Below are 26,330 nucleotides of genomic sequence, written 5' to 3' on the forward strand. Positions count from 1 at the left end.
GTTTGCCGGGGACTGCGGGGACGCGGGCCGCGGCGCGGGGAGTCCCCATCCATGAGCATCCGCCTTTCGGCCGCGGCAGTCGCGGCCTGTGCAGCCTTGCCGTCGGCCTTGGCGATCGCCGCCGGCGAACACCAGTTCGAACCGGTCATCGTGTCCGCCACCCGCATCGACGTGACCGACGTCGATGCCACCTACGCCTCCGAAGTGCATACGCGCAAGGACATCGAGCGTTCCGGCGCGACCACGCTGGTCGACTACCTGTCGCGCCAGACCTCGGTCCAGGTCGTGCCCAGCTTCGGCAACCGCTTCACGCCCAGCCTCAACATGCGCGGCTACGGCCTCACCAGCGGTTTCCAGAACGTGATGATCACCGTCGACGGCCGCCGGCTGAACAACATCGATTCGGTGCCGCAACTCCTGGGCGGCATCGCGCTGGCCGACGTGGACCGCATCGAGATCACCAAGGGCAGCGGCTCGGTGCTGTACGGCGACGGCGCCACCGCCGGCTCGATCCAGATCTACACCCGGCCGCACGACGGCGCCCGCATCGAGGCGTATGGCGGCAGCCACGGCGCGCTCGGCGGCACGGTCGCGGCCGGCCTCGTGCGCGAGCGCTTCTCGCTGTCGGCGACGGCCGATCACGGCGAAACCGACGGCTACTCCGACAAGGACCCGTCCGGCCATCGGGACGCCTCGAAGGCCGACACCTGGCACGTGGCCGCCGGCGGCAATCCGGTGGATGGCCTGAAGCTCACCGCCGACGCGGGCCGGACCCGCATCGACACGCGCTACCCCGGCCCGCTGGACCTGGCGCGGTTCGAGGACGATCCGGCGCAGAACGACGGCAGCCTCTACACTCACCAGCGCTTCGACAGCGCCTACTGGAGCGTCGGCGCCGAGTACCGGCTGACCGATGCGTGGCGGCTGTCCGCGCGCCACCAGACCGAGGACAAGACGTCCGAGTTTCTCGGCGCATTCTCGAGCACCCTGGACTACACCTACGATTCGGACGAACTGGCGCTGCAGTACCTCGGCGACCGCCTGTCCGTCACCGCGGGCGTGCAATCCTTCGACGGCGAGCGCAAGGGCGCGAGCGAGAAGACTTCCAAGCGCAACCTCGGCTGGTTCGTGCAGGGCCAGTACGCCTTCGACCGCCTCACGCTGTCGGCCGGCGCGCGGCGCGAGCGGGTCGAATACGGACACCGCCCGGATGCCGGCGCGCGCCTGAAGGACGACGAGCGCTTCAACTCGTGGGACGTCGGCTTCAACTACCGCATCGATCCGGCGCTGACGGTGTTCGGCAACTACAACGACGCCTTCCAGGCGCCCGACATCGACCGCTTCTTCGTCTGCAACGCCTTCGACGCCGACTTCACCTGCGTCGGCACCGCCTTCAACGCCTTCATCGAGCCCATGCACGCCCGCACGGTCACGCTCGGCCTCAACCACGTGCTGCCCGCCAACCGCCTGAAGCTCGCGGTGTTCCATGCCAGGCTCAAGGACGAGATCTACTTCGACCCGGTCAGCTTCGCGAACACGAACTTCGACCGTTCGCACAAGTACGGCATCGAACTGCAGGACACCTGGCAGATCTCCCCCGCGCTGACGGGCTCGCTGAACTACGCGTGGACGCGGGCGATCATCGATCGCGACGGCAGCGGCGCCTTCGACGGCAAGGAATTGCCCGCCGCGCCGAAGCACAACCTGGTGCTGGGCTTCGCCGTCAAGGTGAGCGAGGCCGGCACGCTGAACCTGTCGCACACCTGGCGCAGCAAGGCGTGGGCCGACGGCGACTTCGCCAACGGGGCGCCGAGGCAGCGGGAATACCAGTCCACCGACCTCGCCTACCGCCACCGGGTGACGAAGGACGTGGAACTCTACGGCGCGGTGAGCAACCTGTTCGCGCACGAGAACGGCGTCTGGGTCGAGAGCGCTTTCCGGCCGCCGGTGGTGGTCTATCCGGTCGATTTCGTCCGCACCTGGAAGCTCGGTGCGCGGGTCTCGTTCTGAGCGCTGCCGGAGACACCCCATGGACAGGTTTTCCTCCGCGGCCCTGGCCGCGGCCTGCGCCTGCGCCGGTATCGGCGCGGCGCGTGCCGACGGCGTGCCGACGCTGGACGCCGTCGTGGTGACCGCCACGCGCCAGGTGGAGCGGGCTTCCGACGCGCTGGCCGCCATCGAGGTCATCGACCGCGAAGACATCGAGCGCGCCGGGCATTCCAGCCTGGTGGAACTGCTGTCGGCCCGTGCCGGCATCCAGGTGACGACCAACGGCGGCGCCGGTTCGACCAGCAAGATCCTCATCCGCGGCGCGAACGCCGGCCACACGCTGCTGCTGATCGACGGCATGCGCGCCGGCTCGGCGACGCGCGGCGACGCCACGCCCGAAGTGATTCCGCTCGAAGCGATCGAGCGCATCGAAATCCTGCGCGGCCCGGCGAGCGCGCTGTACGGCTCGGACGCGATCGGCGGCGTGATCCAGATCTTCACCCGCAAGGGCGAGGAAGGCATCCACCCCTCGCTGCGGGCCGGCTTCGGCAGCGACGACACCCGCACGCTGAGCGCCGCGCTGAGCGGCGGCATCGACCGCCTGCGCTACAGCCTCGTCGCCGGCCACGACCGTACCGGCGGCATCGATGCCAAGCCCGCCTCGCGCGCAGGCAGCGATCCCGACCGCGACGGCTTTCGCAACGACTACCAGAGCGCCTCGCTGTCGCTGGGCTTTCGCGAGCGGGACGAGATCGGCGTGGCGCTGTTCCGCGCCGATGCGCAGAACGACTACGACGCCGGGCGGCCGTACGACTCCTACCTCGACAAGCGCACCGAAAGCGTGAGCGCGCACATGCGCAACCAGCTCGGCGCCGGCTGGGCGAGCACGCTGCGCCTGGGCCATAGCGCCGACCGGGCCTTCACCCGCAGCAGCGAGAGCGCGAGTTCGCGCTTCGATACCGCGCAGCGCCTGCTGTCATGGCAGCACGACGTCGCGCTCGGCGGCGGTTCGCTGCTCGCGGCCTACGAATACCTGGAGCAGGAGGTCGATACCTCCACTGCCTACGCCGAGACCAAGCGCACCGTGAATTCGGCGCTGCTGGGCTGGGGCGGGCAGTTCGGCCGCCACCACCTGCAGCTCAACGCCCGGCACGACGACAACTCGCAGTTCGGCGGCCGCACGACGGGCACCGCCGCGTACGGCTTCGAGTTCCTGCCCCAATGGCGGGTGCATGGCAGCATCGGCACCGCGTTCAAGGCGCCGACCTTCAACGATCTTTATTACCCGCGCACCTGCACCAGCTCCGGCTGCAACGCCGGCAACCCGGATCTCGAACCAGAGACGGCGCTGAACCGCGAACTCGGCATCGCCTGGGAAGCAGGCCGCTACAGCGCGCGCGCCACCTACTTCAACAACCGCATCCGCAACCTGATCGAATGGGCGCTGCTGCCCGGCACCAGGCCGCGCACGCGCATGGCGGGCAACGTCAGCGATGCGCGGCTCGAAGGCGTGGAACTGGGTGCGGCGGCCGAGTGGCGAGGCTACCGCCTGCGCGCCAGCGTCGATCTCCTCGATGCGCGCGACGCCGACACCGGCGAGCGCCTGGCGCGGCGCGCCAGCCGGGCGGCAGCGGTGGCCGTCGAACGCGACGCCGGCGGCTGGACCCTCGGCGCGGAGCTGGTCGCCCAGGGCGCACGCTATGATGCGGTGCCCAACACGTCGGCCGACCGGATGGGGGATATGGCCTGCTCAATGCCTACGTTCATTACGCACCGGCGCGCGACTGGCGGATCGAAGCCCGCTTCAACAACCTGCTCGACAAGGACTACGAACTGGTGCGCGGCTACGCCACGCCCGGCGCAAACGCCTTCGTCGCCGTGCGCTACGCGCCGCGCTGAGCGCCCATGACGGCCCGTATCCCGCAGCAAGGAAGGGGCGGGAGCGGCGCGGGCCGGCCGGGCGTGCTCGCCGCCCTGCTGCTGCTGGCCGCCGCCGCCTTCGTGTGGGCGCTCGCCGCGGGCGACCTGCCGGTGACGCTGGCCGATGCGCTCGCAGCGCTGGCGGGCGGCGACGGCACCGCCGCCGCGGTGGTGCGCGAGCTGCGCCTGCCGCGCGCCGTGTCGGCCTTCGCGTGCGGCGGGCTGCTCGCAACGGCGGGCGCGCTGATGCAGGTGCTGCTGCGCAATCCGCTCGCCGACCCCTACATCCTCGGCATCTCCGGCGGCGCGGCGGTCGGCGCGCTGGCGGCGATCTCGCTCGGCGCGGCGGTGTTCTGGGTCGATGCGGCGGCGTTTGCCGGCGCCCTGTCGGCCATGCTGCTGGTGTTCGGCCTGGCGCACGGCGACGGTAGCTGGACGCAGACGCGGCTGCTGCTGACGGGGGTGATCGTCGCCGCCGGCTGCGGTGCCGCGGTGTCGATGATGCTGGCGCTGGCGAGCGATACCCGGGTGCTGTCGATGCTGTTCTGGCTGATGGGCGACGCCAGCGGCGCAGCGCGGCCATGGCCGGCGCTGGCGGTGCTGGCGCTGGGCCTGGCGGCGGTGATGCCCGCCGCGCGCGACCTCAACGTGCTGGCGCGCGGCGAACTCACCGCGCGTGCGCTGGGCGTGCGCGTCACCCGGCTGCGCCTGGGCCTCTACGTGCTGGCCTCGCTGCTGACCGCGGTGGCGGTCACGCTGGTGGGCTCGGTGGGCTTCGTCGGCCTCATCGTGCCGCACCTGGTGCGGCTGGCGATCGGCAACGACCAGCGCGTGCTGCTGCCGGCCTCGGCGCTTGCCGGCGGCGCGTTGCTGCTGCTGGCCGACACCGCGGCGCGCACCGCGATGGCGCCGCAGCAACTGCCGGTCGGCGTGCTGACGGCGATGATCGGCGTGCCGGTGTTCCTGTTCCTGCTGGCGAGGCATCCGCGATGACGGCCCGGCGCGGGGCGGAGGCGCCGCTGCTCGAGGCCGAGGGCCTGGCGCTGCAGGTGGGCGGGCGCTGGCTGTGCTGCGAGTTCAGCCTGACGCTCGCGGCCGGCGAATGCCTGGCGCTGCTCGGGCCCAACGGCGCGGGCAAGACCACGCTGCTGCACACGCTGGCCGGCCTGCGCGAGCCCACGGCCGGCCGGGTGCGGATCGGCGGCCGGCCCTACGCGGCCTGGCCGGCGCCGGAGGCGGCGCGCTTTCGCGGCCTGCTGGCGCAGCAGCAGCCGGACCATTTCGCCGCCTCGGTGCTGGAGACGGTGCTGATCGGCCGCCATCCGCATCTCGGTCGCTGGGGCTGGGAGGGCGCGGAAGACGAGCGCATCGCGCGCGACGCGCTCGCCGCGGTCGGCCTCGCCGGCTTCGCGCAGCGCGACGTGCTCACCCTGTCGGGCGGCGAGCGCCAGCGCGTGGCGATCGCCGCGCTGCTGGTCCAGGCGCCGCGCCTGTACCTGCTCGACGAACCGCTGAACCATCTCGATCTCCATCACCAGATCGCCACGCTCGACATGTTCCGCCGCCTCGTGCGCGAGGACGCCGGCGGACCGGGCCGCGGCGTGGTGATGGTGCTGCACGACATCGACCTCGCCGCGCGCTACGCCGACCACGTCATCCTGCTCGACGGCCGCGGCGGCGTGCGTGCCGGCGAGCGCGACAGCGTGCTGCGCCCCGATCTGCTGTCGCACGCCTTCGGCCACCCCCTGCGGCGCTACGAGGTGGATGGCCGCGTCACCTTCATCCCGGACTAGCACGATGAGCGAACCCCGCCGCGACGGGAAGGAAGACGGCGGCGCCGGCGGCGGCGGGCCGGCCGCCGCCGTGCGCTGCCCGGCGCTGTTCGTCGCCGCGCCCGCCTCCGGCCAGGGCAAGACCACGGTCACCGCCGCGCTCGCGCGCCTGCACACCCGCCTGGGGCGCAGGGTGCGGGTGTTCAAGTGCGGGCCGGACTTCCTCGATCCGCAGATCCACGCGGTGGCCAGCGGCGGGCCGGTCTGCAACCTCGATCTGGCCATGTGCGGCGAGGCCGACATCGCCTGCCGGCTGCATGCCGCGGCGACGGCGGCGGACCTGATCCTGGTCGAGGGCGTCATGGGCCTGTACGACGGGGTGCCGAGCGGCGCCGACATCGCCTGCCGCTTCGGCATCCCGGTGATGGCGGTGATCGACGCGCGCGCGATGGCGCAGACCTTCGGCGCCGTCGCGCACGGCCTGGCGACCTTCCGCCCCGGCCTGCCGTTCGCGGGCGCGCTCGCCAACCAGGTGGGCAGCGCGCGCCATGCCGACATGCTGCGCGACGCGCTGCCGGCCGGCATGCGCTGGTTCGGCGCGGTGATGCGCGATGCGGCCGCGGCGCTGCCGGAACGCCACCTCGGCCTGCTGCAGGCGGCCGAGATCGGCGATCTCGACGCGCGGCTCGACCGCCTCGCCGACGGCCTGGCCGCCACCGGCGCCGCGGAACTGCCGGCGGCGGTGGCGTTTCCGGCGGTGGCGGCGCCCGCCGTGCCGCCGCTGCTCGCCGGGCGCACCGTCGCCATCGCGCGCGATGCCGCCTACGGCTTCATCTACCCGGCCAACCTCGACACGCTGCGTGAACTCGGCGCCACGCTCGCCTTTTTCTCGCCGCTGGCGGGCGATGCGCTGCCTGCCTGCGACGCGGTATGGCTGCCGGGCGGCTACCCCGAACTGCACGGCGCGCGGCTGGCCGGCAACACCGTCTTCTGGCGCGGCCTGCGCGCCCATGCCGAAGCCGGCAGGCCGGTGCTGGCCGAATGCGGCGGCATGATGAGCCTGTTCGGCACGGTGGTGGATCAGGCCGGTGTGGCGCATGCCTTCGGCGGCCTGCTGCCGGGGCGGGCGGTGATGCAGCCGCGCCTGGCCGCGCTCGGCGTGCAACTGGCCGATCTGCCGGAAGGCCGCCTGGCCGGCCACACCTTCCACTACTCGCACGCGGACACGCCGCTGCGGCCCCTGCTGCGCGCGGCCACGCCCGACGGCCGCGACGGCGAGGCGATCTACCGCGTCGGCCGGCTGACCGCCTCCTACGTGCATTTCTACTTCCCGTCCAACCCGGCGGCCGTCGCCGCGCTGCTGTCGGCGGACTGAGCTGCGTGCAGCCGGCACGCCGCGGCCGGCGGCCGCGCTCGTGCGGCCGTGGAGCGGCTTGCGCCTCCTGCGCTCTGGCCGCGCTGCCGGGGAAAACCGTCAGTTCAACGCGGCGCCGTGGCGCGCTTGGCGCGCACTTCCTCGAGCTGGGCACACAGGCGCTCGGCACCGTCGAGCAGGCGCGGGGTGTGGCGCTGGATCAAATCGGGCGGGATGAAGTAGAGGTTGCCGGCGGCGCTTGCCGCCAGGTCGGGCCAGCGCTTCCACTGGTCCAGCCATTCCGGCCGCGCGTCGGCCATGCCGCTGGCGACGATCGCCTCCGGGTTGGCGGCGAGCACCGCTTCGGTGCCGATGCGCGGCGCCAGCGGCCCGAGGCCGCCGAACACGTTGACGCCGCCGCACAGGCGGATCGCGTCCGAGATCACCTGTTCGTCGTTGATCGTCGTCAGCGGCTGGTTCCAGACCTGGTAGAAAAGCCGCACCGGCGGGCGCGTGCCATAGCGCGCGGCGAGCGCCGCGCGGCGCTGGCGGAAGGCCGCGGCGGCGGCGTTGGCGACGTCCCCGGTGCCAGCGAGGCGGCCGAACTGCTCCAGGCTCTGCGCCACCGCCTCCAGGCTGCGCGGCTCGTTGACGTACACCGGGATGCCGAGCGCGGCGAGACGTTCGAGGTGGGCGTCGCGGTTGCCGCTCTTCCAGGCGATCACCAGGTCCGGCTTCAGCGCGGCCACCGCCTCGAGGTCCACCCGGGGGTAGGTGCCCACCTGCGGCAGCGTGGCGGCGGCCGGCGGATAGTCGCTGTGGGCCACCACGCCGACCACCTTGCCGCCCGCGCCGGCGGCGAACAGCAGTTCGGTGATGTGCGGCGCGAGGCTGACGATGCGCTGCGCCGGGTGTTCGAGGCGCAGCGGGCGGCCGGTGTCGTCGGTGACTTCGACCGCGGCGTGGGCGAGGGCCGCGGCCAGGGTGGCGAGGAAGAGGGAGAACAGGCGAAGCGCGGTGCGGCGTCTCATGGCGTGAAGGCGCGCTGCGCCGGCCGGAAGTCGAAAGCGCGCATGTTACGTGAAGTGCCAGCGCTTGCCCGCACCGTGGCCCGGCCCGCGCGCCCGCCGCTCCCGTTCCGCCTTGCGCGGCCCGAGCCGGGCCTGCCACACTTGGAGCGCCGTTTCCGTGAATCCATGACTGCCATGTCCCTGCCCGAACTCGCCCGCTTCCGCCCCGGTCCGCTGCCGGGCCACGTATACCTGGTCGGCGCGGGCCCCGGCGATCCCGAACTCTTCACCCTGCGCGGCGCCCGCCTGCTCGGCGGCGCGGACGTCGTCGTGTACGACAACCTGGTCAGCCCGGCCATCGTCGATCTCGCACCGGCCGGCGCGCAGCGCATCTACGTCGGCAAGAAGGCCGCCGACCACACGCTGCCGCAGGACGAGATCAATGCCCTGCTAGTGCGCCTGGCCGGCGCCGGCAAGCGCGTCGTGCGGCTGAAGGGGGGCGACCCCTTCATCTTCGGCCGCGGCGGAGAGGAGATGGAAGCCCTGGTCGAGGCCGGCATCACCGTCGAGGTGGTGCCGGGCATCACCGCCGCCGCCGGCATCGCCGCCTATGCCGGCATTCCGCTGACCCATCGCGATCATGCGCAGTCGGTGGTGTTCACCACCGGCTTCCTGAAGGACGGCCGGCTCGATCTCGACTGGCCGATGCTGGCGCGGCACGGCCAGACGCTGGTGATCTACATGGGCATCTCGCGCCTGGGCGAGATCTGTGCCGGGCTGATGGCCCACGGCCTGCCGGCGGCGACGCCGGCGGCCGTCATCGAGCGCGGCACGACGCATGCGCAGCGGGTGGTGACGGCCGACCTCGCGACGCTCGAGGCGCGCGTGCGCGACGAAGGCGTGCGGCCGCCGGCGCTGACCGTGGTGGGCGATGTCGTCGGCCTGCATCCCCGGCTGGCGTGGTTCGCCGCGGATGCGCCGGATGCCGCGGGCCAGGTGCCGCACGCCGGCTGTAGCGGCGTGCATCCCGAGCGCCCGGCGCGTTAGGTGCATAAGTCAGCCCTTCGCTGTTTTCAGGGCTCTTTTGAAGTTCTTGAGGTCTGGTGCGGCGAATAGCTGGCTGCGTCCGACGGTTGCGCTCGGCTGGAGTCTGCCGCTTGCAACCATCCGCCGAAAAGTCGACATGGAGACCTCGAGGTACTCTGCCGCTTCTTGGGCGGTGAACTCATCACCGGCCAAGTGGCCGAAAAGTTCTTCGTGATTGAGGTCTTCGCCATGGAAAGCCTTGGTCGACAAGAGGACGAAGAACTTCTGCCGTTCAGTCGTTGGCATGCGCTTGAGCTCTTGGAAGAGCTCTTCTGCAGTGGCAGCGTGTGCCATTTCTCTATCCTTCGGCTCGTAGGTACCGTTTGAGTTCGTCGTAGAAATTCTCGTGCGAACCGACTTGGTAGAAGTCGATGATCAGCAACTCCACCTCGGTCTGCTCAGTTTCTTCAGGGTTCGGCGGGCGATAGGCGACCAGATACTCCTGGCGGTTGAACTTGAACTTGGAGACCCGGACCCCTGCCAGGCCGCCCACCTTGACCTCCCCTATCCCGGGGTTCTCGCAAATCTCTTCCACCGCATCTTCGATCGCGAGCTGCAGCGGTTTGTGAGCTTTCTTCACGAACCGACTGAAGGGAGGTTTGTAGTTCGGCTTCATTGCCTTGATCTCATATTGTACTATTATTGGCTGGATTTCAACTCACGCGTGGGTGAGGAGATACTAGGACGGCGAGATCGAAGAGTCACTTCCCTTCCCCATCCTGGCGCTTCGGTAGTCCGCCCCGCCGCGTTGCTTGGCGCTTAAGCTCGTTGGCCTCTTCGATCTCTGGGGCCAGCTTCTTCAGGTGGTCTACGAGGCCGGAGAGGTCATACTCGTTGCTCAGCTTGCCCCGATGCACTGCCCGTCGCTCGATCCGCTTGACGAGGCCGGCAGCTTCCAGCTCCGCGATGTAACGCTGAATCTGGCGCGGGCCCAGGCCCAAACGGTCACTCAATGCTTGCTTGCTCGGATAGGGCTTCCGGTCCTGACTCCACCAGTAGTCGGCCAGTTGGAGCAGCACAGCGAGTTGTGTCGGGTTGAGGCCGAGCCGCTGCTGCGCCCGCAGCAGCATGGAAGGGATGATGCAGAAGCCGAGCTTCATCACCGCTTTTCCCCACTTCTTGTCCGATACCTGATCGGCTTTCGTCTTACGCAGGGGGACTACCGTTGCACGCTTCGGTGCACTTGAGCTGGTTGCCATCTTTTTTCTCGGGGAGTTCAATTACATACGAATTTACCTAGATAAGACGCGGTAGAGAAGGCCAGACCAGTGGTCGGTAAAGACGTGTAGTAGACGTCGTGCGCGACCTCTGCCGACCAGTCACACGCGTCCTCTAAAGTAGGATCAGCGCAACCAGCACACCGGTAAGCGATACGAAATGAGGACTACCCGCCTCCAGTCGCTGGTGACCATAGGGGCGGGATTAATACCGCACGCGAAACGTCGGCGACCGGGTGCAGCGGCAGGAAGCGGAGCTTCCCGCCCTTGCTGTGCACGCGCAGATGGGGCACGCCGGCTGTAGCGGCGTGCATCCCGAGCGCCCGCGCTTCAGCCTGCCGGCGGCGGCTGCTCCAGGGCGGAGCGGAACAGCGCCGCCACCAGGTCGGACTGCGTCAGCATGCCGACCACCTCGTGCGCCGCGTCGACCACCGGCAGATGGTGCAGGCCGGCGTCCGAGAACAGCGGCACGGTGTCGACGATGGGCTGCTCGGGGCGCACGGTGACGACGTCGGTGGACATCAGGTCGGCGACGATCTGCGGATGCGTATCCACCTGCCTGCCCTGCGCCTCGCTGGGCGCGCTGCGCGACACCAGGAAGTCGTGCAGCGACAGGATGCCCACCAGCCGGCGCCCGCCGTCCACCACCGGCAGCGCCTTGATGTGGTGGCTCACCAGCATTTCCCACGCCTCGCCCAGCGGCAGCGTCGGCGTCACCGTCAGCAGGTCGCGCGACATCAGGTCGGCGCAGCGGATTTCGCCGAAGCGGCGGCGGTAGGCGCGGCGTTCGACCGCGTGCAGCAGATCCTCGAGATCCTCGATGCCGATGTCGAGCTGCTCGCTGTGTTCCTTCAGCACCGCGTCGAAATCCTCGTGCGTGATGCCCACCCGCTCGCTCGGCGGCCGGTCTGCGGTGCCGTGCGGCTGTGGCGGCGGCAGCGGCGCGGGGCGGTGCGGATAACGGCGGCGCCACAGGTTGTTGAAGGCCAGCGCGGTGAGCAGCATGCATGCCGAATTCACCGCCACCGGCCACAGCGCGAAGCCGTAGCCCATGGCATCCACCGCCGGCCCGCCCAGCACGCTCGTCAGCGCCACGGCTCCGCCCGGCGGATGCAGGCAGCGCAACTGGAACATCGCGCCGACCGCCAGCGCGACCGCGACTGCGCCCGCCACGCCGGAATGCCCCAGCCACTGCGCGCAGCACACGCCGATCAGCGCCGACACGAAGTTGCCGCCGATGATGGACCACGGCTGTGCCAGCGGGCTGGCCGGGACGGCGAACAGCAGCACCGCGGAGGCGCCCATCGGCGCGACGAACCACGGATTGGATTCGCCCAGCGCGAGATGGCTGATCCACTCGGTGGAGAGCAGGCCGAGCAGGGCGCCGAGGCAGCCGACGATGCGTTCGCGGCCGCTGGCGTTGAGCGGCGCCGGCCAGAAGCCGCGCAGCCAGGACAGGAGGCGGGCCGTTGCGCCGCCGCTTCGGGATTCGGGTGCCACGTCATTCACAGGAAGTTTTTCGGGGTACGACGGTGATTCGAACAGCATTCTCCGTTTCGTTGATCATATGATAAATTCACGCGTTTCAGGAGCGGGCCAGCGTTCGTCCCCGACCCGGACCCGCCCTCCCGGCACGCCTGCATGAGCCGGCGAGCCTTCCGCACCGGGCATGGCCTGCGCCGCAACGTGTGCGGAATTCGTGACCAAGGAGATATCCGATGCATTCGGCAACGACTCGTGTCGTACTCATGCTGGCGTGCTGGCGTGCTGGCGTGCTGGCGTGCTGGCGTGCTGGCGTGCTGGCGTGCTGGCGTGCTGGCGTGCTGGCGTGCTGGCGTGCTGGCGTGCTGGCGTGCTGGCGTGCTGGCGTGCTGGCGTGCTGGCGTGCTGGCGTGCTGGCGTGCTGGCGTGCTGGCGTGCTGGCGTGCTGGCGTGCTGGCGTGCTGGCGTGCTGGCGTGCTGGCGTGCTGGCGTGCTGGCGTGCTCGGGGCGTGCCTGCGGCACGCCCCGAGCACGCCGCGTCAGGTGCCGCAGTCGCCACGTCACCCATCATGTATCGAATGCGCTGCCGTAACGCATAGGAAAGGCGCGCCAGACGAATCCTTCGCCGCCGGGTTGCCGGCGCTGGCGGCCACGCTGGCGATGTGCCTGTTGATGCCCGTACTTGCGCGGGCCGCGACCATCCCGACCATCGGCTGCAATTCCACCGGCTACCTCTTCAATACGGCCTACAGCGGCAACCCCGCGGGGCCGCCCAAGACCGTTGGCGCGCGCGACACCTACTGGGAGGTGAGCCGCGAGATGGAGACGTCCGCCTCCTTCGATCCGCCAACCGGCGGCTGGGATGACGGCTATGTGGTGTCCCAGGTACACCCGGCGTGGACCGTGTCCCCCTACGGCAACGCGGACTGGATCTCGCATAGCGCCGATGCCGTTGTCGGCGGTACGCCGGAGAGCCCCGACGGCCGGCGCAACTACTGGTACCGTTACCGCTTCAACCTGGATGGGGCGCTCGATCCGTCGCAGTTCTACATGAAGCTGAACTTCTTCGCGGACGACGGCGTCGGCATGGTGTACGTGAACGGCGTGGAGCAGCCGAATTCGAGCTACTACGACGTCGAGAATATCGGCGACCCCGCCAACCAAAACTACGCGCCAGGCAGCGGGGCTTACCTGATCCTGGACAGGAACTGGCAGACCGGGCTCAACGAGATCCTGGTGCGGATCGTCGATAGGCATAGCGTGTCTGCATTCCTGGTGCAGTACGACGGCCAGTCGTCGACGATCTGCACCACGACGGTCACGGTGAACACGGTCAGCCAGGGCGGCACGGGAGGCTTCGCGTACAGCGGCACGAACGGGGTCGCCGCCCACGACGTCATCACCACCTCGGCCGGCACGGCCGCCGCGGGCGCGCGGCAGACGCTGGCCGCGTCGAACGGGCAGACGACGATCACGCAGGCGGTGTTTGGCTACGAGCTGAGCGCGGCGTCATGCACGGGCATGGCGGACGGCGCGACGCAGACCGCCAACCTCACCAACGCAGCCGTCGGCGACCTGCCGGCGCGCTCGGTGCGCTTTTCGGACGCGGGCAACGGCCGCGACGTGACCTGCACCTTCACCAACAACATCATCGGCGACGGCGGGGCGCACTGGGACGGCACGGACACGGCGCTGCCCGGCAACGGCAGCGTGCAGGGCGGGGCCGGCAACTGGAATGCGGCGGACACCAACTGGACCGCCGGCAATGGCACCGGCAACGGCAAGTGGGTGGCCAACGGCAAGGCCGTCTTCGGCGTCACCGGCGGGGCGGTGGAAGTGTCAGGCACGCAGGCCATCGGCGGGCTGGACTTCAAGGTCGGGGGCTACAGCCTGACGGGCGGCACGCTCACGGGCGGTCTGCCGACCAACGTGCTGAGTACCGGCAGCGGCATCGGTGCGACGATCGGCAGCACGCTGGCGGGCGCCAATGCCTTCGAGAAGGCCGGCGCGGGCAGCATCACGCTCACCGGCGCCAACACCTACAGCGGCGGCACCACGGTGAGCGGGGGCGCGCTGATCATCGGCGGCGCCGGCACGCTCTACAACACCAGCGGCGCGGGCAGCATCACCGTGAACAGCGGCGCCACGCTGCGCTTCGACCGCAGCGACACCTTCGGCCTGCACATCGCGGCGCCCGCGTCGAGGGTCACCATCGCCGGCGGCACGGTGGCGAGCAACAACACCTTCAACACCCTGAACGACCTGGCCCTGAACGGCGGCACGCTGACCGCCAACGGCGGCAGCCACCCCTACTGGGGCGCTTTCGGACTCAAGGGCACGGTCACGTCCTCCGGCACTTCCGCGTTCACAGTGGGCACGGGGTCGAACAATTTCATCCTCATCGGCACCAACGCGGCCGGCGGCACGACCACCTTCGACGTCACTGGCGGCACGCTCGGCGTGGCCACGCCGCTATTCGACAATCGCAACGCCGGCAGCGCGCTGGTCGCCAGCAACCTCGCCAAGAGCGGCGCGGGCACGCTGACCCTGAGCGGCGCCAACACCTACACCGGCACGACCACGGTGAGCGCGGGCACGCTGGCGATCGGCGGCAGCGGCACGCTTTACAACACCAGCGGCGCGGGCAGCATCACCGTCAACAGCGGCGCCACGCTGCGCTTCGACCGGAGCGACACCTTCGGCGTGCATACCGCGGTGCCCGCATCGACGATCACCATCGCCGGCGGCACGGTGGCGAGCAACGGCACCTTCAACACCCTGAACGACCTGACCCTGAGCGGCGGCACGCTGACGGCCAACGGCGGTGCCAACGCCGACTATGGCGCGTTCGCACTCAAGGGCACGGTGACGTCCGCCGGCACCTCGGCGTTCACCGTGGGCGCGGGGTCGAACAATTTCATCCTCATCGGCACCAACGCGGCTGGCGGCACGACCACCTTCGACGTCACTGGCGGCACGCTCGGTGTGGCCACGCCGCTATCCAACAACCGCAGCGGCGGCGGCGCGACGGTCGCCAGCAACCTCGCCAAGAGCGGCGCCGGCACGCTCACGCTGAGCGCGGCCAACACCTACACCGGCACGACCACGGTGAGCGCGGGCACGCTGGCCGTGGGCACCGGCGGCACCACGGGCAGCATCGCCAGCGGCAGCGCCATCAGCGTCGCCAGCGGCGCCACGCTTGAGTTCTACCGTTCCGACTTGGTCATGTTCGGCAACGTGTTCTCGGGCAGTGGAACGCTGAACTTCCTGGGCACGGGGACCCAGGGACAGAGCAACTACATCCCGGAGAGCCCGAGCCCGGACTTCGCCGGCACGATCGTGGTCAAGAACGGCGCACGGCTGGAACGCCCCGAGCGCTTCGGCTCGGCCGCCGTCACCGTCGAATCCGGTGCCACCGCGCTGATCTGGGGCGGCGTGGACGTGCCCAACGGTTTCACCATCGCCGGCAACGGCTGGAACGATCCCCAGGGCTACCTGGGCGCGATCCGCTTCCAGGGCCCCGGCTCGACGCTCAGCGGCAACGTCGCCATGAGCGCCGACAGCCGCATCGCCCTCCACGCCGCCAACGAGTCCGGCACCATCAGCGGCGCCATCAGCGGCGGCTTCGCGCTGGAGAAGTTCGGCCCCGGCACGCTCACGCTGTCGGGCGCCAACACCTACGACGGCGCCACCACCGTCAGCGCCGGCACGCTGAAGCTGGGCGCCGACGGCACGCTGCCGGCGGCCACGTCAGCCACCGTCGCCAGCGGTGCCACGCTGAACCTCGACGGCAAGACGCAGACGCTGGCGGGCCTCGCCAGCAGCGGCACGCTGGACCTGGGCACCGGCGGCACGCTGACGATCAGCGGCGACAGCAGCATCGGCGCCGTCAGCGGCAGCGGCACCATCAAGGTGACGGGCGGCACGCTGACGCTGGGCGCGGGCTTCACCAACACGGACGTGAACATCGAGCTGGCCGGAGGCAGCCTGACGCTGGGTGCGGCCACCTACGGCATCGGCACCTTCACCGTCACCAACAGCGCCACGCTGGACATGGCCAGCGGCAATGCCAGCCTCACGGTCGCCTCGCTCGCCATGACCGGCAGCAACACCCTCACGGTGACCAACTGGACGGCCGGCAGCGACCACTTCTACGCCACCGCCATCAGCACGCCCACCCCGGCCAAGGATACGCCGAACATCGCCCCGCTCAACCGCATCACGCTGGGCGGCAGCAATGCCATCACCACGCAGTGGCTCACCACGGGCAACGAACTGAGCATCTACACCGGCCCCTTCACCTACTGGGACGGCCCGGCGGTGAACGCCACGACCATCGAAGGCGGCAGCGGCACCTGGCTCGCCGCCGACATCAGCGGCAACTGGACCACCGCCTCCGGCGGCCCCAACGGCCCCTGGACGGACGGGCAGGTCGCCACCTTCGGCGGCAGCGCCACCGGCGCCAAGACCGTGACCCTGAACGCGAACCAGAGCATCGGCGGGCTGACCTTCCTGACGGATGGCTACACCATCAACGGCATTTACACCCTCACCGGCACGGCCGCGATCAACTACCTGCAGGCCAACCCGGACGTGACGGCCACGGTGGGCAGCGTGCTGGCCGGCACCAACGCCTTTGAAAAGGCGGGCAACGGCACCCTCATCCTGACCGGCAACAACACCTACACCGGCGCGACGACCGTGTCGTTCGGCACCCTGCAGGTGGGCAACAACACCACCACCGGCAGCCTCGCCGGCGACAGCGCCATCAGCATCGCCAGCGGCGCCACGCTGGCCTACTACAGTTCGAGCGACAGCACGGGCAATGCCCTCATCGGCAACACCTTCGCCGGCGCGGGCACGCTGCGCTTCAAGGGCAACGCCACCCAGAACCAGAGTTCCTACACGCTCAGCGCGCCCACCCACACCCTCAGCGGCGCGGTGGTGGTGGAAAGCGGCGCCCGCTTGACCAGAAGCAACACGGGTGCCCTGGGCACGGCGCCCATCACCATCGAATCGGGCGGGCAACTGTACCTGGGCGGCAGCAGTGCCGACATGACCAGCGCCGTCTCCATCGCCGGCACGGGCTGGAACGAAGCCGCGGGCTACATCGGCGCCTTGCGTGTGGATGGCGGGGCCACGCAGAGCGGCAACGTCACCCTGACCGCCGCGTCGAGCATCGGTACGTTTGCCGGCAGCGGCACCATCAGCGGCGTGATCTCCGGCGGCTTCGCGCTGACCAAGCTCCGCGCGGGCACCACCATCCTGACCGGCAACAACACCTACACCGGCGCCACCACGGTGAGCGCGGGCACGCTGCAGGTGGGCAGTGGCGGCACCACGGGCAGCATCGCCAGCGGCAGCGCCATCAGCATCGCCAGCGGTGCGACGCTGGCGTTCTACAACGCCAACTGGCTTCGGACGATCGGCAACACGATCTCGGGCGCGGGCACCTTGCGCTTCAAAGGCACCGGCACCGTTGAGGAGAGCGCCTACATCATGAACACCGCCAACAGCCTGACTGGCCCTACGGTGATCGAGTCCGGCGCGTTGGTCGAATTGCACCATGGCAGCGGGCTGGGCACCAGCGCCATAACGGTCAACGAAGGCGGTGGCCTCTATCTCAGAAACGGTCCCACGGCTGCCAACGACGTCAGCCTGGCGGGCGATGGCTACGCACAGACCGCGGGCCGAATAGGTGCGCTGCGCCTGGGTGGCGGGGCCACGCTCACGGGCAACGTCACGCTCACCGGCAACGCGCGCCTGGCGACCTACTTATCGACCGATACCGGCACGATCAGCGGCGCCATCAGCGGCGGCTTCGGCATCGAGAAAAGCCACTCCGGCACGCTGACGCTCAGCGGCGCCAACACCTACACCGGCGCCACCACGGTGAGCGCCGGTACGCTGAAGCTGGGCGCCAACGGTGCGCTGCCCTCGGCCAGCGCCACCACGGTCGCGTCCGGCGCCACGCTGAACCTCGACGGCAAGACGCAGACGCTGGCCAGCCTCACCAGCAGCGGCACGCTGAACCTGGGCACCGGCGGCGTGCTGACGATCACTGGCGACAGCAGCATCGGCGCCGTGACCGGCAGCGGCACCATCAGGGTCACCGGCGGCACGCTGACGCTGGGTGCGGGCTTCAGCAACACCAGCGTGAACATCGAACTGGCCGGCGGCAACCTGACGCTGGGCGCCAATACCTACAGCATCGGCACCTTCACCATCGCCGACAGCGCCACGCTGGACATGGCCTCCGGTACCGCCAGCCTGACGGCGGCCACGCTCACGCTCGACAGCGGCAAGGCGCTGACCGTGAGCAACTGGACGCGCGGCAGCGACGTGTTCAAGGCCAGCGCCTTCACCGGCGCCACGCGCAACGCGGTCGGCGCCGCGCCGATGAACCAGATCGCGCTGGCGCCCTACGGCGGGGGCCTGACCGTGTGGCGCGCCGACGACGAAATCGACGTGCTGCTCGAGCCCAGGCTGCGCATCGCCAAGACCTCCACCGGCGGCACCGGCAGCTTCGGCTTCCAGATGACGGGCCTGTCGGCCAGCACCGACACCATCGTCACCAGCGTGGCCGGCACGCCGGCGCCCGGCGCGGCCGGCATCGAGGGCACCGCCGGCACGGCGGTGACGATCACCGAGGCCACCGTGCCCGCCGGCTGGCCGGCCAACCCGGCCGCGGCCAGTTGCGTGGATGCCAACGGCACCGCCAGCGGCAACGGCACGGGGCCCTTCGGCACCCTGTCGGGCAAGGTGCTGAGCATCGCCGCGTCCAATCTGGTGGCCGGGGCCGACATCACCTGCACCTTCGCCAATACCCTGAACGGCATCGGCGGCACGGTGTTCAACGACGGCGGCGCGCCCAGCGGCGGGGCCAACACCGGCACGCCCAACAACGGCGTGCAGGACGGCGCCGAGGCCGGGCTGGCCGGGCTGGCGGTGAGCCTGACCGACTGCGCCGCCACCCCCCACGCCAGCGCCACCACCGACAGCGCCGGCCGCTACAGCCTGCAGGTGCCGCCCGCCGCGGCGGGCCAGCCGGTGTGCGTGAGCGTGGCGGTGCCGTCGGCCCGCCGCGCCACCGGCGCCAGCGTGGCGGGCACGCCCACGCCCGACGGCACGGCCACCAGCGTGGGCGGGGTGAGCTACACCTACGACCGCGCCGGCCAGCGGCAGGCGTTCACCGCGCCCGCCACCGGCGTGCTGACGCTGGACTTCGGCGTGGTGCCGGACAGCACGCTGCAGTCCGACAGCAGCAAGACGGGGCCCGGCGGCGGCGCGGCCGTGCATGGCCACAGCTTCACCGCGGGCACGGGCGGCAGCGTGGTGTTCTCCACCGGCGCGGGCACCAGCACGCCGGCGGTCGGCGGCTGGAGCGAGGTGGTGTATGCCGACCCGGACTGCACCGGCACGCTGCAGTCCGGCGCCGCCAGGCTGTATCCGCCGGCGGTGCCGCAGACCGTGGTGCAGGGCCAGGTGGTGTGCGTGGTGATGCGGCAGTTCGTGCCCGAAGGGGTGGCGAGCGGGGCGGCCAACAGCGTGCCGGTGCAGGCGGCGCTGACCTTCACCAACGCCGCGCCGGGCCTGGTGGCGACCTACACGGTGACCGACACCACCACGATGTCGTCGGGCGCGCTGACGCTGCAGAAGCGCGTGCGCAACGTGAGCACCGGCGGCGCCTTCGGCACGAGCAACCAGGCCCGCTCGGGCGACACGCTGGAGTACGAGGTGATCTACACCAACACCGGCGCGGAGCCGCTGACCCACATGCAGATCAGCGACGGCACGCCGGCCTACACCACCTTCGTGTCGGCCGCGGCGGACCTGCCGCTGCCGGGCGGGGTGACCGGCTGCAGCCTGCGCTCGCCGGCCAACCCGCCGCCGGCCGCGGCGGCGCCATGCTCGCCGGCCCAGACCGGCACCGGCAAGGGGCTCATCGGCTGGCATCTGGACGGCAGCGTGAATCCGGGCGCCAGCGGCACGGTGCGCTACACGGTGACGGTGGATTGAGTGGATCGAGCGCGATGCGGTTCAGCCAAGCCAGCCGCATCGCGCTCCCGCTGCCTTGTGTCTTTGCTGTTCAGGCCCATCCCTGCAGCCCGCCGGCGGCCTCGACGCAAGGCGCCGGATCACGCTGCGCAGCCCGGCGCGGCGCGGCGCCGCGTACCGCGAGGCGCGCCGCGCTGCCGCTATAATCCGCGCCTTCCGACGTCATCCGGGTCCGACCGTGTCCGATCGCCTTGCCGTGCTGCTGCAATACCTGCTCCCCAAGCAGGCGCTGACCGTCCTCGCCGGCAAGTTCGCCGGCGCCCGTGCCGGCGGGCTGACCACCGCGGTGATCCGCTGGTTCGTGCGGCGCTACGGGGTGGACATGGACGAGGCCGCCAACCCCGACATCGCCGCCTACGGCACCTTCAACGAATTCTTCACCCGTCCGCTGCGCGCGGGCGTGCGTCCGCTGGCGCAGGCCGCGCTCGTCTGCCCGGTCGACGGCGCCATCAGCCAGTTCGGGACGATCGAGCGCGACCGGATCTTCCAGGCCAAAGGGCATTCCTATTCGACCACCGCGCTGGTCGGCGGCGACGCTGCCCTGGCGGCGCGCTTCGAGGACGGCGCCTTCGCCACGCTGTACCTCAGCCCGCGCGACTACCACCGCATCCACATGCCCTGCGACGGCCGGCTGCGGCGCATGATCCACGTGCCGGGCGATCTGTTCTCGGTGAACCCGGCCACTGCGCGCGGGGTGGCCGGCCTGTTCGCGCGCAACGAGCGCGTCGTGTGCGTATTCGAATCGGACGCGGGCCCCTTCGTGCTGGTGCTGGTCGGCGCCACCATCGTCGGCAGCATGGCCACCGTGTGGCACGGCGTGGTGAATCCCCCGCGCACGCCCACGGTACGCGACTGGCTGTACGAGGACGGCGAGGTCGTGCTGAAGCGGGGCGACGAGATGGGGCGTTTCCTGCTCGGCTCGACGGTCGTGATGCTGTTCCCGAAGGGGCGCGTCCGCTTCAACCTCGAATGGGCGCCGGCGCGGGCGATCCGCATGGGCGAGGCGATGGGGCTGCCGTCCGCCTAGGACGGCAGGAAGGCGCCGCCGCCGGGCTGTTCGTTTTGCACCAATGCTGTGCGACGACTGTTGCCATGCACGCAGACGGGGCTTCGCCGGGGGAAGGCGGCCTGCGGACGGACCCCTGCCGTACTGCCTGCTTCCGCATCGAAAGTCTTTGATAGCAATGGTTTGTGCCGCTTCCAGGGCGTCGTTCCGATGATCGCGGCGGGCTGGCACGGTTGAAGCTTGCAAGTCCCTGCCCCGCCGCGAGGCGGGCCGGACTTCTCGCAGGCAGCACAACGACCATCAGGAGACAGACCATGCCCAGCCGTCCGATACATCAGGTCATCGCCCAGCAACCCTTCGTCTGCGTGCCGATCGACATGTCGGTGCGCGCCGTCACCCAGCTCATGCAGGACCGCAGGCAGAGCGCGGCCCTGGTCACCGAGCATGGGATGCTCACCGGCATCTTCACCGAACGCGATGCCACCTTCCGCGTGCTCGCGGCGGGGCTCGATCCGGATGCGACGCCGGTCGGCGCGGTGCTCACCCACAAGCCGCAGACGATCACCGAGGACAAGCCTTTCGGCCATGCGCTGCACCTGATGTACGACGGCGGCTTCCGCCACGTGCCGGTGGTGGATCTGAGCGGGCGGCCGATCGGCCTGGTTTCCGCGCGCGACGCACTGGCGCTGGACGCCGAAGCCTTCGGCCAGGAACTGGTGCGCCGCGAAGAGATCACCGTCATCCTCTGAAGGCCGCACCCGGATGCCGAGGGCCGCGCCGGCGGGATTGCTTCCCCGCCGGCGCGGCCCTCGGCGTTCCGGATGCCGGAACGGCTCAGAACAGGTTCATCTTCTTTGCCGCCTCGCGCAATTCACCGCGGAAATCCGGGTGGGCGATGCCGATCAGGGCCTCGGCGCGCTGTTTGGCGGTCTTGCCGCGCAATTGGGCGACGCCGAACTCGGTGACGACGTAGTTGACGTCGTTCTTGCTGGTGGTGATGTGCGTGCCCGGCGACAGCACCGGGGCGATGCGCGACACCGTGTCGTTCTTCGCGGTGGAGGGCAGCACGATGAAGGCCCTGCCGCCGTTGGAGCGGTTGGCCGCGCGCACGAAGTCCACCTGGCCGCCGGTGCCGGAGTAGGGCACGTGGCCCAGGCTCTCCGAACCGCACTGGCCGAGCAGGTCGATCTGCAGCGTGGCGTTGATCGCGCACAGCTTGTCGTTGCGCGCGGCGTTGTACGGGTCGTTGGTGAAATCGACCGGATGCATCTCCAGCGCGGGGTTGCGGTCGAGATGGCGGTAGAGCCTGTTCGAGCCGAGCGCGAAGGTCGCCACCGTCTTGCCCGGCATGAAGGTCTTCCTGCGGTTGGTGACCGCGCCGCTTTCGATCAGCGACAGGATGCCGTCGCCGATCATCTCGGTGTGGATGCCGAGGTCGCGCTTGTGCTGCAACTGCATGACCACCGCGTCCGGGATGCCGCCGTAGCCGATCTGAAGCGTCGAGCCGTCCTCGATCAGGTCGGCGACGTACTTGCCGATCGCTTCCTGCACCGCGCCGATCTTCGGCAGGCCGACCTCGAACAGCGGCTCGTCGCTCTCCACGATGCCGCTCACCTGCGAGACGTGCACGTGGCAGTCGCCGTAGGCGAACGGCACGTTGGGATTGACTTCCAGCAGGATCACGCGCGCGCGGCGCACCGCCGCCATGGTGTAGTCCGGCGCCAGCGACAGCGAGAAGTAGCCGTGCGCGTCCATCGGCGAGGCCATCGACACCACCACGTCGGCGGGCGTCAGGCCGCGGTCGATCAGCATCGGCAGTTCGGAGAAATAGGCCGGCAGGAAGTCGATCCATCCCGCCTGGCCGCCGGGCCGCGTCGCGCCGCCGTAGAAGTAGGCGTCGTGGCGCACGTTGTGCGAAGTCCCTTCGTCGATGTAGTTGTACTTGCGCAGCGGCAGGATCTGGCTCACCACCACGTCGCGCAGGTCGTGGCGGCGGTCCGACAGCGCATTGAGCAGGGTGGGCGGCTCGCCGACCCCGGTGGGTACGACGATGGTCTCGCCGTCGTGGATCATCGCCACGGCGTCCGCCGCGGTCACGCGTTTCTGGGCGTACTGCTGGTGTACGTTCGACATCTTCCTCTCCCGCTCGTATGGTCTTTTATGTTGCGAACCAGACGATTATACGGGTTTCCCATACTGTCTCGTATGGCGTGAGTGTGATTGCCGGATGGATGCGCGTGCCGGGGATGCGGCGGCCTGACGACGGAGGGGCACCGTGGCGCCCGGGCGGCGCCCCATGCAAAAGACCGCCTCGCGGCGGTCCTTTCGCTTCTGTGGGCGGGGCCGTGGCTGGTGCGCCACGGTCCCGGGATCAGCGGTCGCCGTCGCCGCGCGGCGAGAACAGGGCGGCGCGCTGCGCCGGACGCCGGTTCTGCGCCTGGCGGTCGCCGTGGGCCGGCGGGTTGCCGCGCTTGCCGCCGGCGTCGCCGCGCCGCGGCGCGGAGTTGCGGTTGCCGTCCGCGTCGGGCCGCCGGGCGTTGTCGACGCGATTGCCGTCCACGTCCGGGCGCGACGCCGGTGCGCGGTTGCCGTCGACATCCGGGCGCGCGGCGTTGCGCGGCGCACGGTTGCCGTCGGTCTCGCGCCGCTGGGCGGACTGCGGCTTGCCGCCGGGGCGCGCCGGCGACGGGCCGCGGGCCGGCGCGGCGCGTTCTCCGCGCTTGCCGTCGTCGCCCTGGCGCGGCTGCCCGCCGCGGCGTTGCAGCGGTTCGCGATGATGGTCGGCATCGTGGGCGGCTTCGGCACCTGCGCTGGGCACGAAGTCGTCGGCCGTGGCGCGCTCGAGGCGGCGCTTGATCAGCTTTTCGATCGCAGCCAGCAACTTCGCCTCTTCGGCGTCGACGAGGGAGAGCGCGTTGCCCTCGGCCCCGGCGCGGCCGGTGCGGCCGATGCGGTGCACGTAGTCCTCGGGTACGTTGGGCAGCTCGAAGTTCACCACCTGCGGCAACTGGTCGATGTCCAGGCCGCGGGCGGCGATGTCGGTGGCGACCAGTACCGGCAGCGAGCCGTCCTTGAACTGGCTCAGCGCACGCGTGCGTGCGGCCTGGCTCTTGTTGCCGTGGATCGCCGCGGCAGGGATGTCGTGCCGGCTCAGGTATTCGGCGAGCTTGTTGGCGCCGTGCTTGGTGCGGGTGAACACCAGCACCTGGAACCACTGGTGCTTCTTGATGAGGTGGGCCAGCAGTTCGCGCTTCTGCTTCTGGCCGATCAGATAGACCGTCTGGTCGACACGTTCGGCGGTGGTGTTGCGCGGTGCCACTTCCACCGTGCGCGGTTCGTGCAGCAGGCCGCCGGCGAGTTCGCGGATCTCGTCCGAGAAGGTCGCCGAGAACAGCAGATTCTGGCGCTTTTTCGGCAGCAGGGCGAGCACCTTGCGGATGTCGCGGATGAAGCCCATGTCGAGCATGCGGTCGGCTTCGTCCAGCACCAGGATCTCGACCCCGGAGAGGTCGACCGTCTTCTGCCCGGCGTGATCGAGCAGACGGCCGGGCGTGGCCACCAGGATGTCGACGCGCTTCTTCAGCGCGGTGATCTGCGGATTGATGTTGACGCCGCCGAACATCACCAGCGAATTCAGCGCGAGGTGCTTGCCGTAGGTCTGGACCGATTCCTCCACCTGGGCGGCGAGTTCCCGCGTCGGTGTGAGGATCAGGCAGCGCGGGCGGCCCGGCGGATGCGGGTGCGCGTGGGTGGCGGCCAGCATGTGCAGCACGGGCAGCGTGAAACCGGCGGTCTTGCCGGTGCCGGTCTGCGCGGCGGCGAGCAGGTCGCCGCCGGTGAGCACCTGCGGGATGGCCTGGGCCTGGATGGGGGTCGGTTTGGTGTAGCCGGCTTCGGCGATGGCGCGAAGCAGCGGCTCGGCCAGCCCGAGGCTGGCGAAAGTCGTTTCGGAGGTCATTGAGTGTATCCTGCGCAAGCCTGCCGTTCGTTTGCGGCCGGCGCCGATCGGGGCGCGCGGGAGTCGTCCGGGCCGGGCCCGGGACGTCGTTGCGGGAAGGCGCCGCGGTCGATCGGCTGGAATCGCGGCGCCCGCGGACTATAGCGCAGACTGGAGCAGTTTGTGCACCGCAACGAGAAAATGCGGACCGACGGCGCTCGAAGGGCGTTGATCGAACGAAGGGCGCGGAGCGAAAATTCCCACGACGGCGCGTCTTTTGGGTAATTTAGAGCCGTTCTGCGGATGGGCCGGCTGCGGGGGCCCTTATCGTCCTGCGGTTCTCGGGACCTGAGCGGGAGTGCCGGCGACGTGACGCCTCAATCAAGAGTTTTCGATCTTCGATCCCGACTCGCGCGTCGTCTCGGACTGCTGTCGACCGGCTGCCTGCTGCTGCTGATCGCGGCGCTGCTGGGCATGCTGGCCACTGTGTTCGTCGCCATGGGCCACAGTTGGGAGGGCGTGCTGAAGGGCGACCCGACGCGGGCCGGCCTGTGGAGCCTGCTCGCCGTCACCGTCGCGCTCAGCATGGTGCGGCTGGTGGGCGTGGTCTGCCACACGTCGCCGCTGCCGCAGGGCATCCGCCTTCCGCGCCAGGCCGCCGAGGACTTCTACCGGTTGATGGACGACATCGCCGCGAGCTTCGGCATTCCGCCGGTTCAGCATGTCTGGATCAGTTGCGACATGAACGCCGTCGTGCTGCAGCGTCCGGCCTGGGGCTGGATCGGACCGATCCGCACCCATCTGCTGATCGGCCTGCCGCTCGCGCACAGCGTGTCGGCGGCGCAACTGGCCGCCGTGCTGGCGCATGAATTCGCACATCTGGCGCGCCAGCGTTCCGGGCTCGGCGCCCAGGCCGCCCACTTGCGCGCGTGGTGGGCGCGCGTGCTGGACGAAGCCTTCGAGAACTTCCCCTGGGCCGCCGACTGGCTGGAGCGCAGGGCGCACCGTTTCTACCGCGACATGCTGCGGCTCGCCCGGCTGGAGGAATTCGAGGCGGATGCCTGCGCCGCGCAGGTGGTCGGCCGGGCGCTGATGGGGGAGACCCTGGTCGAGATCGGCCTCAAGGCCCGCTTCCTGGAGCAGGATTACTGGCCGAAGGTGATGGCCCAGAGCATGCAGTTCCCGAGTCCGTCGATCCGCCCCTACCGGGAAATGGGGCTGGGCGTGGCGGCGGGCTTCCTGCGCCGCGAGTCGGTCGCGGAAGACCTCTCACACTACGAGGCCGGCGGCGGCAGCCTGCCGCTGCATCCGACGCTGCACGAGCGCTTGCGCGCCCTGGGCACCCCGCTGCGCGCGGCCGCCGAGGACCAGCCCTCCGCCGCGGGCCACTATTTCGCTCCGCTGCTGCCCACCCTGGCGTGGGCCTTCGACCGCGCCTGGTGGGAGGATGCGCGCGAAGACTGGCAGCAGCGCTACCTGGATACGCGGGACGACTGACC

Annotated in this window: 18 protein-coding genes; 11 read left to right on the forward strand and 7 right to left on the reverse strand. The window is 70.3% G+C overall.

What is annotated here, in order from left to right; translation table 11 throughout:
• Positions 1-51: 51 nt before the first annotated feature.
• Genes CCZ27_RS22075 through CCZ27_RS22095 form a run of 5 tightly spaced genes read left to right on the forward strand, consistent with a single transcriptional unit; the run spans position 52 to position 7,056 of the window.
• Entirely contained in the window at positions 52-2,010 is a 1,959-nt protein-coding gene (locus CCZ27_RS22075) for a TonB-dependent receptor (protein ID WP_096451856.1), read from the forward strand.
• A 19-nt stretch (positions 2,011-2,029) separates the two neighbouring features.
• Positions 2,030-3,898 (forward strand): TonB-dependent receptor domain-containing protein, encoded by a 1,869-nt coding sequence (locus tag CCZ27_RS22080; protein WP_332460888.1) that lies wholly within the window; start codon positions 2,030-2,032, stop codon positions 3,896-3,898.
• On the forward strand, positions 3,895-4,902 hold the full coding sequence (locus CCZ27_RS22085; RefSeq protein ID WP_096451858.1) for a FecCD family ABC transporter permease: 1,008 nt from the start codon (positions 3,895-3,897) through the stop codon (positions 4,900-4,902). The genes CCZ27_RS22080 and CCZ27_RS22085 overlap by 4 nt, the downstream gene beginning before the upstream one ends.
• Positions 4,899-5,702, forward strand: a complete 804-nt coding sequence (locus CCZ27_RS22090; RefSeq protein WP_096451860.1) for an ABC transporter ATP-binding protein — start codon at positions 4,899-4,901, stop codon at positions 5,700-5,702. Before CCZ27_RS22085 ends, CCZ27_RS22090 begins: the two co-directional genes overlap by 4 nt.
• A 4-nt stretch (positions 5,703-5,706) precedes the next feature.
• Positions 5,707-7,056, forward strand: coding sequence for a cobyrinic acid a,c-diamide synthase CobB (locus CCZ27_RS22095; protein ID WP_096451862.1), 1,350 nt, complete (start codon positions 5,707-5,709; stop codon positions 7,054-7,056).
• Between the two features lie 104 nt (positions 7,057-7,160).
• On the opposite strand, the gene CCZ27_RS22100 is transcribed toward CCZ27_RS22095, so the two are convergent.
• Positions 7,161-8,066, reverse strand: coding sequence for a cobalamin-binding protein (locus CCZ27_RS22100; RefSeq protein WP_096451864.1), 906 nt, complete (start codon positions 8,064-8,066; stop codon positions 7,161-7,163).
• Positions 8,067-8,240: 174 nt separating this feature from the next.
• Between CCZ27_RS22100 and cobA the strand changes: the two genes are divergently transcribed.
• On the forward strand, positions 8,241-9,092 hold the full coding sequence (gene cobA / locus CCZ27_RS22105; RefSeq protein ID WP_096451866.1) for a uroporphyrinogen-III C-methyltransferase: 852 nt from the start codon (positions 8,241-8,243) through the stop codon (positions 9,090-9,092).
• A 9-nt stretch (positions 9,093-9,101) separates the two neighbouring features.
• Here the strand turns inward: cobA and CCZ27_RS22110 are convergent, their stop codons facing one another.
• The 4 genes from CCZ27_RS22110 to CCZ27_RS22125 form a co-directional block, all read right to left on the reverse strand.
• Positions 9,102-9,425 carry an excisionase family DNA-binding protein gene (locus CCZ27_RS22110; protein ID WP_096451868.1) on the reverse strand — a complete coding sequence of 108 codons (324 nt, stop codon included), beginning with the start codon at positions 9,423-9,425 and terminating at the stop codon, positions 9,102-9,104.
• 4 nt (positions 9,426-9,429) lie between these two features.
• Positions 9,430-9,747, reverse strand: coding sequence for a type II toxin-antitoxin system RelE/ParE family toxin (locus CCZ27_RS22115; RefSeq protein ID WP_096451870.1), 318 nt, complete (start codon positions 9,745-9,747; stop codon positions 9,430-9,432).
• An 85-nt stretch (positions 9,748-9,832) separates the two neighbouring features.
• Positions 9,833-10,330 carry a helix-turn-helix domain-containing protein gene (locus CCZ27_RS22120; RefSeq protein WP_096451872.1) on the reverse strand — a complete coding sequence of 166 codons (498 nt, stop codon included), beginning with the start codon at positions 10,328-10,330 and terminating at the stop codon, positions 9,833-9,835.
• Between the two features lie 348 nt (positions 10,331-10,678).
• Entirely contained in the window at positions 10,679-11,896 is a 1,218-nt protein-coding gene (locus CCZ27_RS22125; protein WP_096451874.1) for an HPP family protein, read from the reverse strand.
• 151 nt (positions 11,897-12,047) lie between these two features.
• On the opposite strand from CCZ27_RS22125, the gene CCZ27_RS23820 reads away from it, so the two are divergent.
• The 4 genes from CCZ27_RS23820 to CCZ27_RS22145 all read left to right on the forward strand — a co-directional run bounded on the left by CCZ27_RS23820 (position 12,048) and on the right by CCZ27_RS22145 (position 21,643).
• Complete coding sequence (locus tag CCZ27_RS23820; RefSeq protein WP_157748682.1) at positions 12,048-12,422, forward strand: hypothetical protein; 375 nt, start codon at positions 12,048-12,050, stop codon at positions 12,420-12,422.
• 80 nt (positions 12,423-12,502) lie between these two features.
• Positions 12,503-19,849, forward strand: a complete 7,347-nt coding sequence (locus CCZ27_RS22135; protein ID WP_232516691.1) for an autotransporter-associated beta strand repeat-containing protein — start codon at positions 12,503-12,505, stop codon at positions 19,847-19,849.
• A gap of 217 nt (positions 19,850-20,066) precedes the next feature.
• A complete protein-coding gene (gene asd, locus CCZ27_RS22140) occupies positions 20,067-20,915 on the forward strand; it encodes an archaetidylserine decarboxylase (RefSeq protein ID WP_096451878.1) in 849 nt (282 codons plus the stop codon).
• 293 nt (positions 20,916-21,208) lie between these two features.
• The gene (locus CCZ27_RS22145) at positions 21,209-21,643 is read left to right on the forward strand and encodes a CBS domain-containing protein (RefSeq protein ID WP_096451880.1); all 435 of its coding nucleotides are present in this window, start codon (positions 21,209-21,211) and stop codon (positions 21,641-21,643) included.
• A gap of 85 nt (positions 21,644-21,728) precedes the next feature.
• Here the strand turns inward: CCZ27_RS22145 and CCZ27_RS22150 are convergent, their stop codons facing one another.
• Both CCZ27_RS22150 and CCZ27_RS22155 read right to left on the reverse strand, forming a co-directional pair.
• Complete coding sequence (locus tag CCZ27_RS22150) at positions 21,729-23,027, reverse strand: acetyl-CoA hydrolase/transferase family protein (protein ID WP_096451882.1); 1,299 nt, start codon at positions 23,025-23,027, stop codon at positions 21,729-21,731.
• Between the two features lie 238 nt (positions 23,028-23,265).
• Positions 23,266-24,852 (reverse strand): DEAD/DEAH box helicase, encoded by a 1,587-nt coding sequence (locus CCZ27_RS22155; RefSeq protein ID WP_096451884.1) that lies wholly within the window; start codon positions 24,850-24,852, stop codon positions 23,266-23,268.
• 348 nt (positions 24,853-25,200) lie between these two features.
• Between CCZ27_RS22155 and CCZ27_RS22160 the strand changes: the two genes are divergently transcribed.
• A complete protein-coding gene (locus CCZ27_RS22160; protein WP_232516497.1) occupies positions 25,201-26,328 on the forward strand; it encodes a M48 family metallopeptidase in 1,128 nt (375 codons plus the stop codon).
• The last annotated feature ends 2 nt before the right edge of the window (positions 26,329-26,330 follow it).

The sequence above is a fragment of the Thauera sp. K11 genome (assembly GCF_002354895.1).
Lineage (GTDB): Bacteria > Pseudomonadota > Gammaproteobacteria > Burkholderiales > Rhodocyclaceae > Thauera > Thauera sinica.

Excerpts from the sequence above, each read along its gene's own strand:
- CCZ27_RS22075 (WP_096451856.1), top strand. The coding sequence starts at position 52 with ATGAGCATCCGCCTTTCGGCCGCGGCAGTCGCGGCCTGTGCAGCCTTG.
- CCZ27_RS22080 (WP_332460888.1), top strand. The coding sequence starts at position 2,030 with ATGGACAGGTTTTCCTCCGCGGCCCTGGCCGCGGCCTGCGCCTGCGCC.
- CCZ27_RS22085 (WP_096451858.1), top strand. The coding sequence starts at position 3,895 with ATGACGGCCCGTATCCCGCAGCAAGGAAGGGGCGGGAGCGGCGCGGGC.
- CCZ27_RS22090 (WP_096451860.1), top strand. The coding sequence starts at position 4,899 with ATGACGGCCCGGCGCGGGGCGGAGGCGCCGCTGCTCGAGGCCGAGGGC.
- CCZ27_RS22095 (WP_096451862.1), top strand. The coding sequence starts at position 5,707 with ATGAGCGAACCCCGCCGCGACGGGAAGGAAGACGGCGGCGCCGGCGGC.
- CCZ27_RS22100 (WP_096451864.1), bottom strand. The coding sequence starts at position 8,066 with ATGAGACGCCGCACCGCGCTTCGCCTGTTCTCCCTCTTCCTCGCCACC.
- cobA (WP_096451866.1), top strand. The coding sequence starts at position 8,241 with ATGTCCCTGCCCGAACTCGCCCGCTTCCGCCCCGGTCCGCTGCCGGGC.
- CCZ27_RS22110 (WP_096451868.1), bottom strand. The coding sequence starts at position 9,425 with ATGGCACACGCTGCCACTGCAGAAGAGCTCTTCCAAGAGCTCAAGCGC.
- CCZ27_RS22115 (WP_096451870.1), bottom strand. The coding sequence starts at position 9,747 with ATGAAGCCGAACTACAAACCTCCCTTCAGTCGGTTCGTGAAGAAAGCT.
- CCZ27_RS22120 (WP_096451872.1), bottom strand. The coding sequence starts at position 10,330 with ATGGCAACCAGCTCAAGTGCACCGAAGCGTGCAACGGTAGTCCCCCTG.
- CCZ27_RS22125 (WP_096451874.1), bottom strand. The coding sequence starts at position 11,896 with ATGCTGTTCGAATCACCGTCGTACCCCGAAAAACTTCCTGTGAATGAC.
- CCZ27_RS22135 (WP_232516691.1), top strand. The coding sequence starts at position 12,503 with ATGCCCGTACTTGCGCGGGCCGCGACCATCCCGACCATCGGCTGCAAT.
- CCZ27_RS22145 (WP_096451880.1), top strand. The coding sequence starts at position 21,209 with ATGCCCAGCCGTCCGATACATCAGGTCATCGCCCAGCAACCCTTCGTC.
- CCZ27_RS22150 (WP_096451882.1), bottom strand. The coding sequence starts at position 23,027 with ATGTCGAACGTACACCAGCAGTACGCCCAGAAACGCGTGACCGCGGCG.
- CCZ27_RS22155 (WP_096451884.1), bottom strand. The coding sequence starts at position 24,852 with ATGACCTCCGAAACGACTTTCGCCAGCCTCGGGCTGGCCGAGCCGCTG.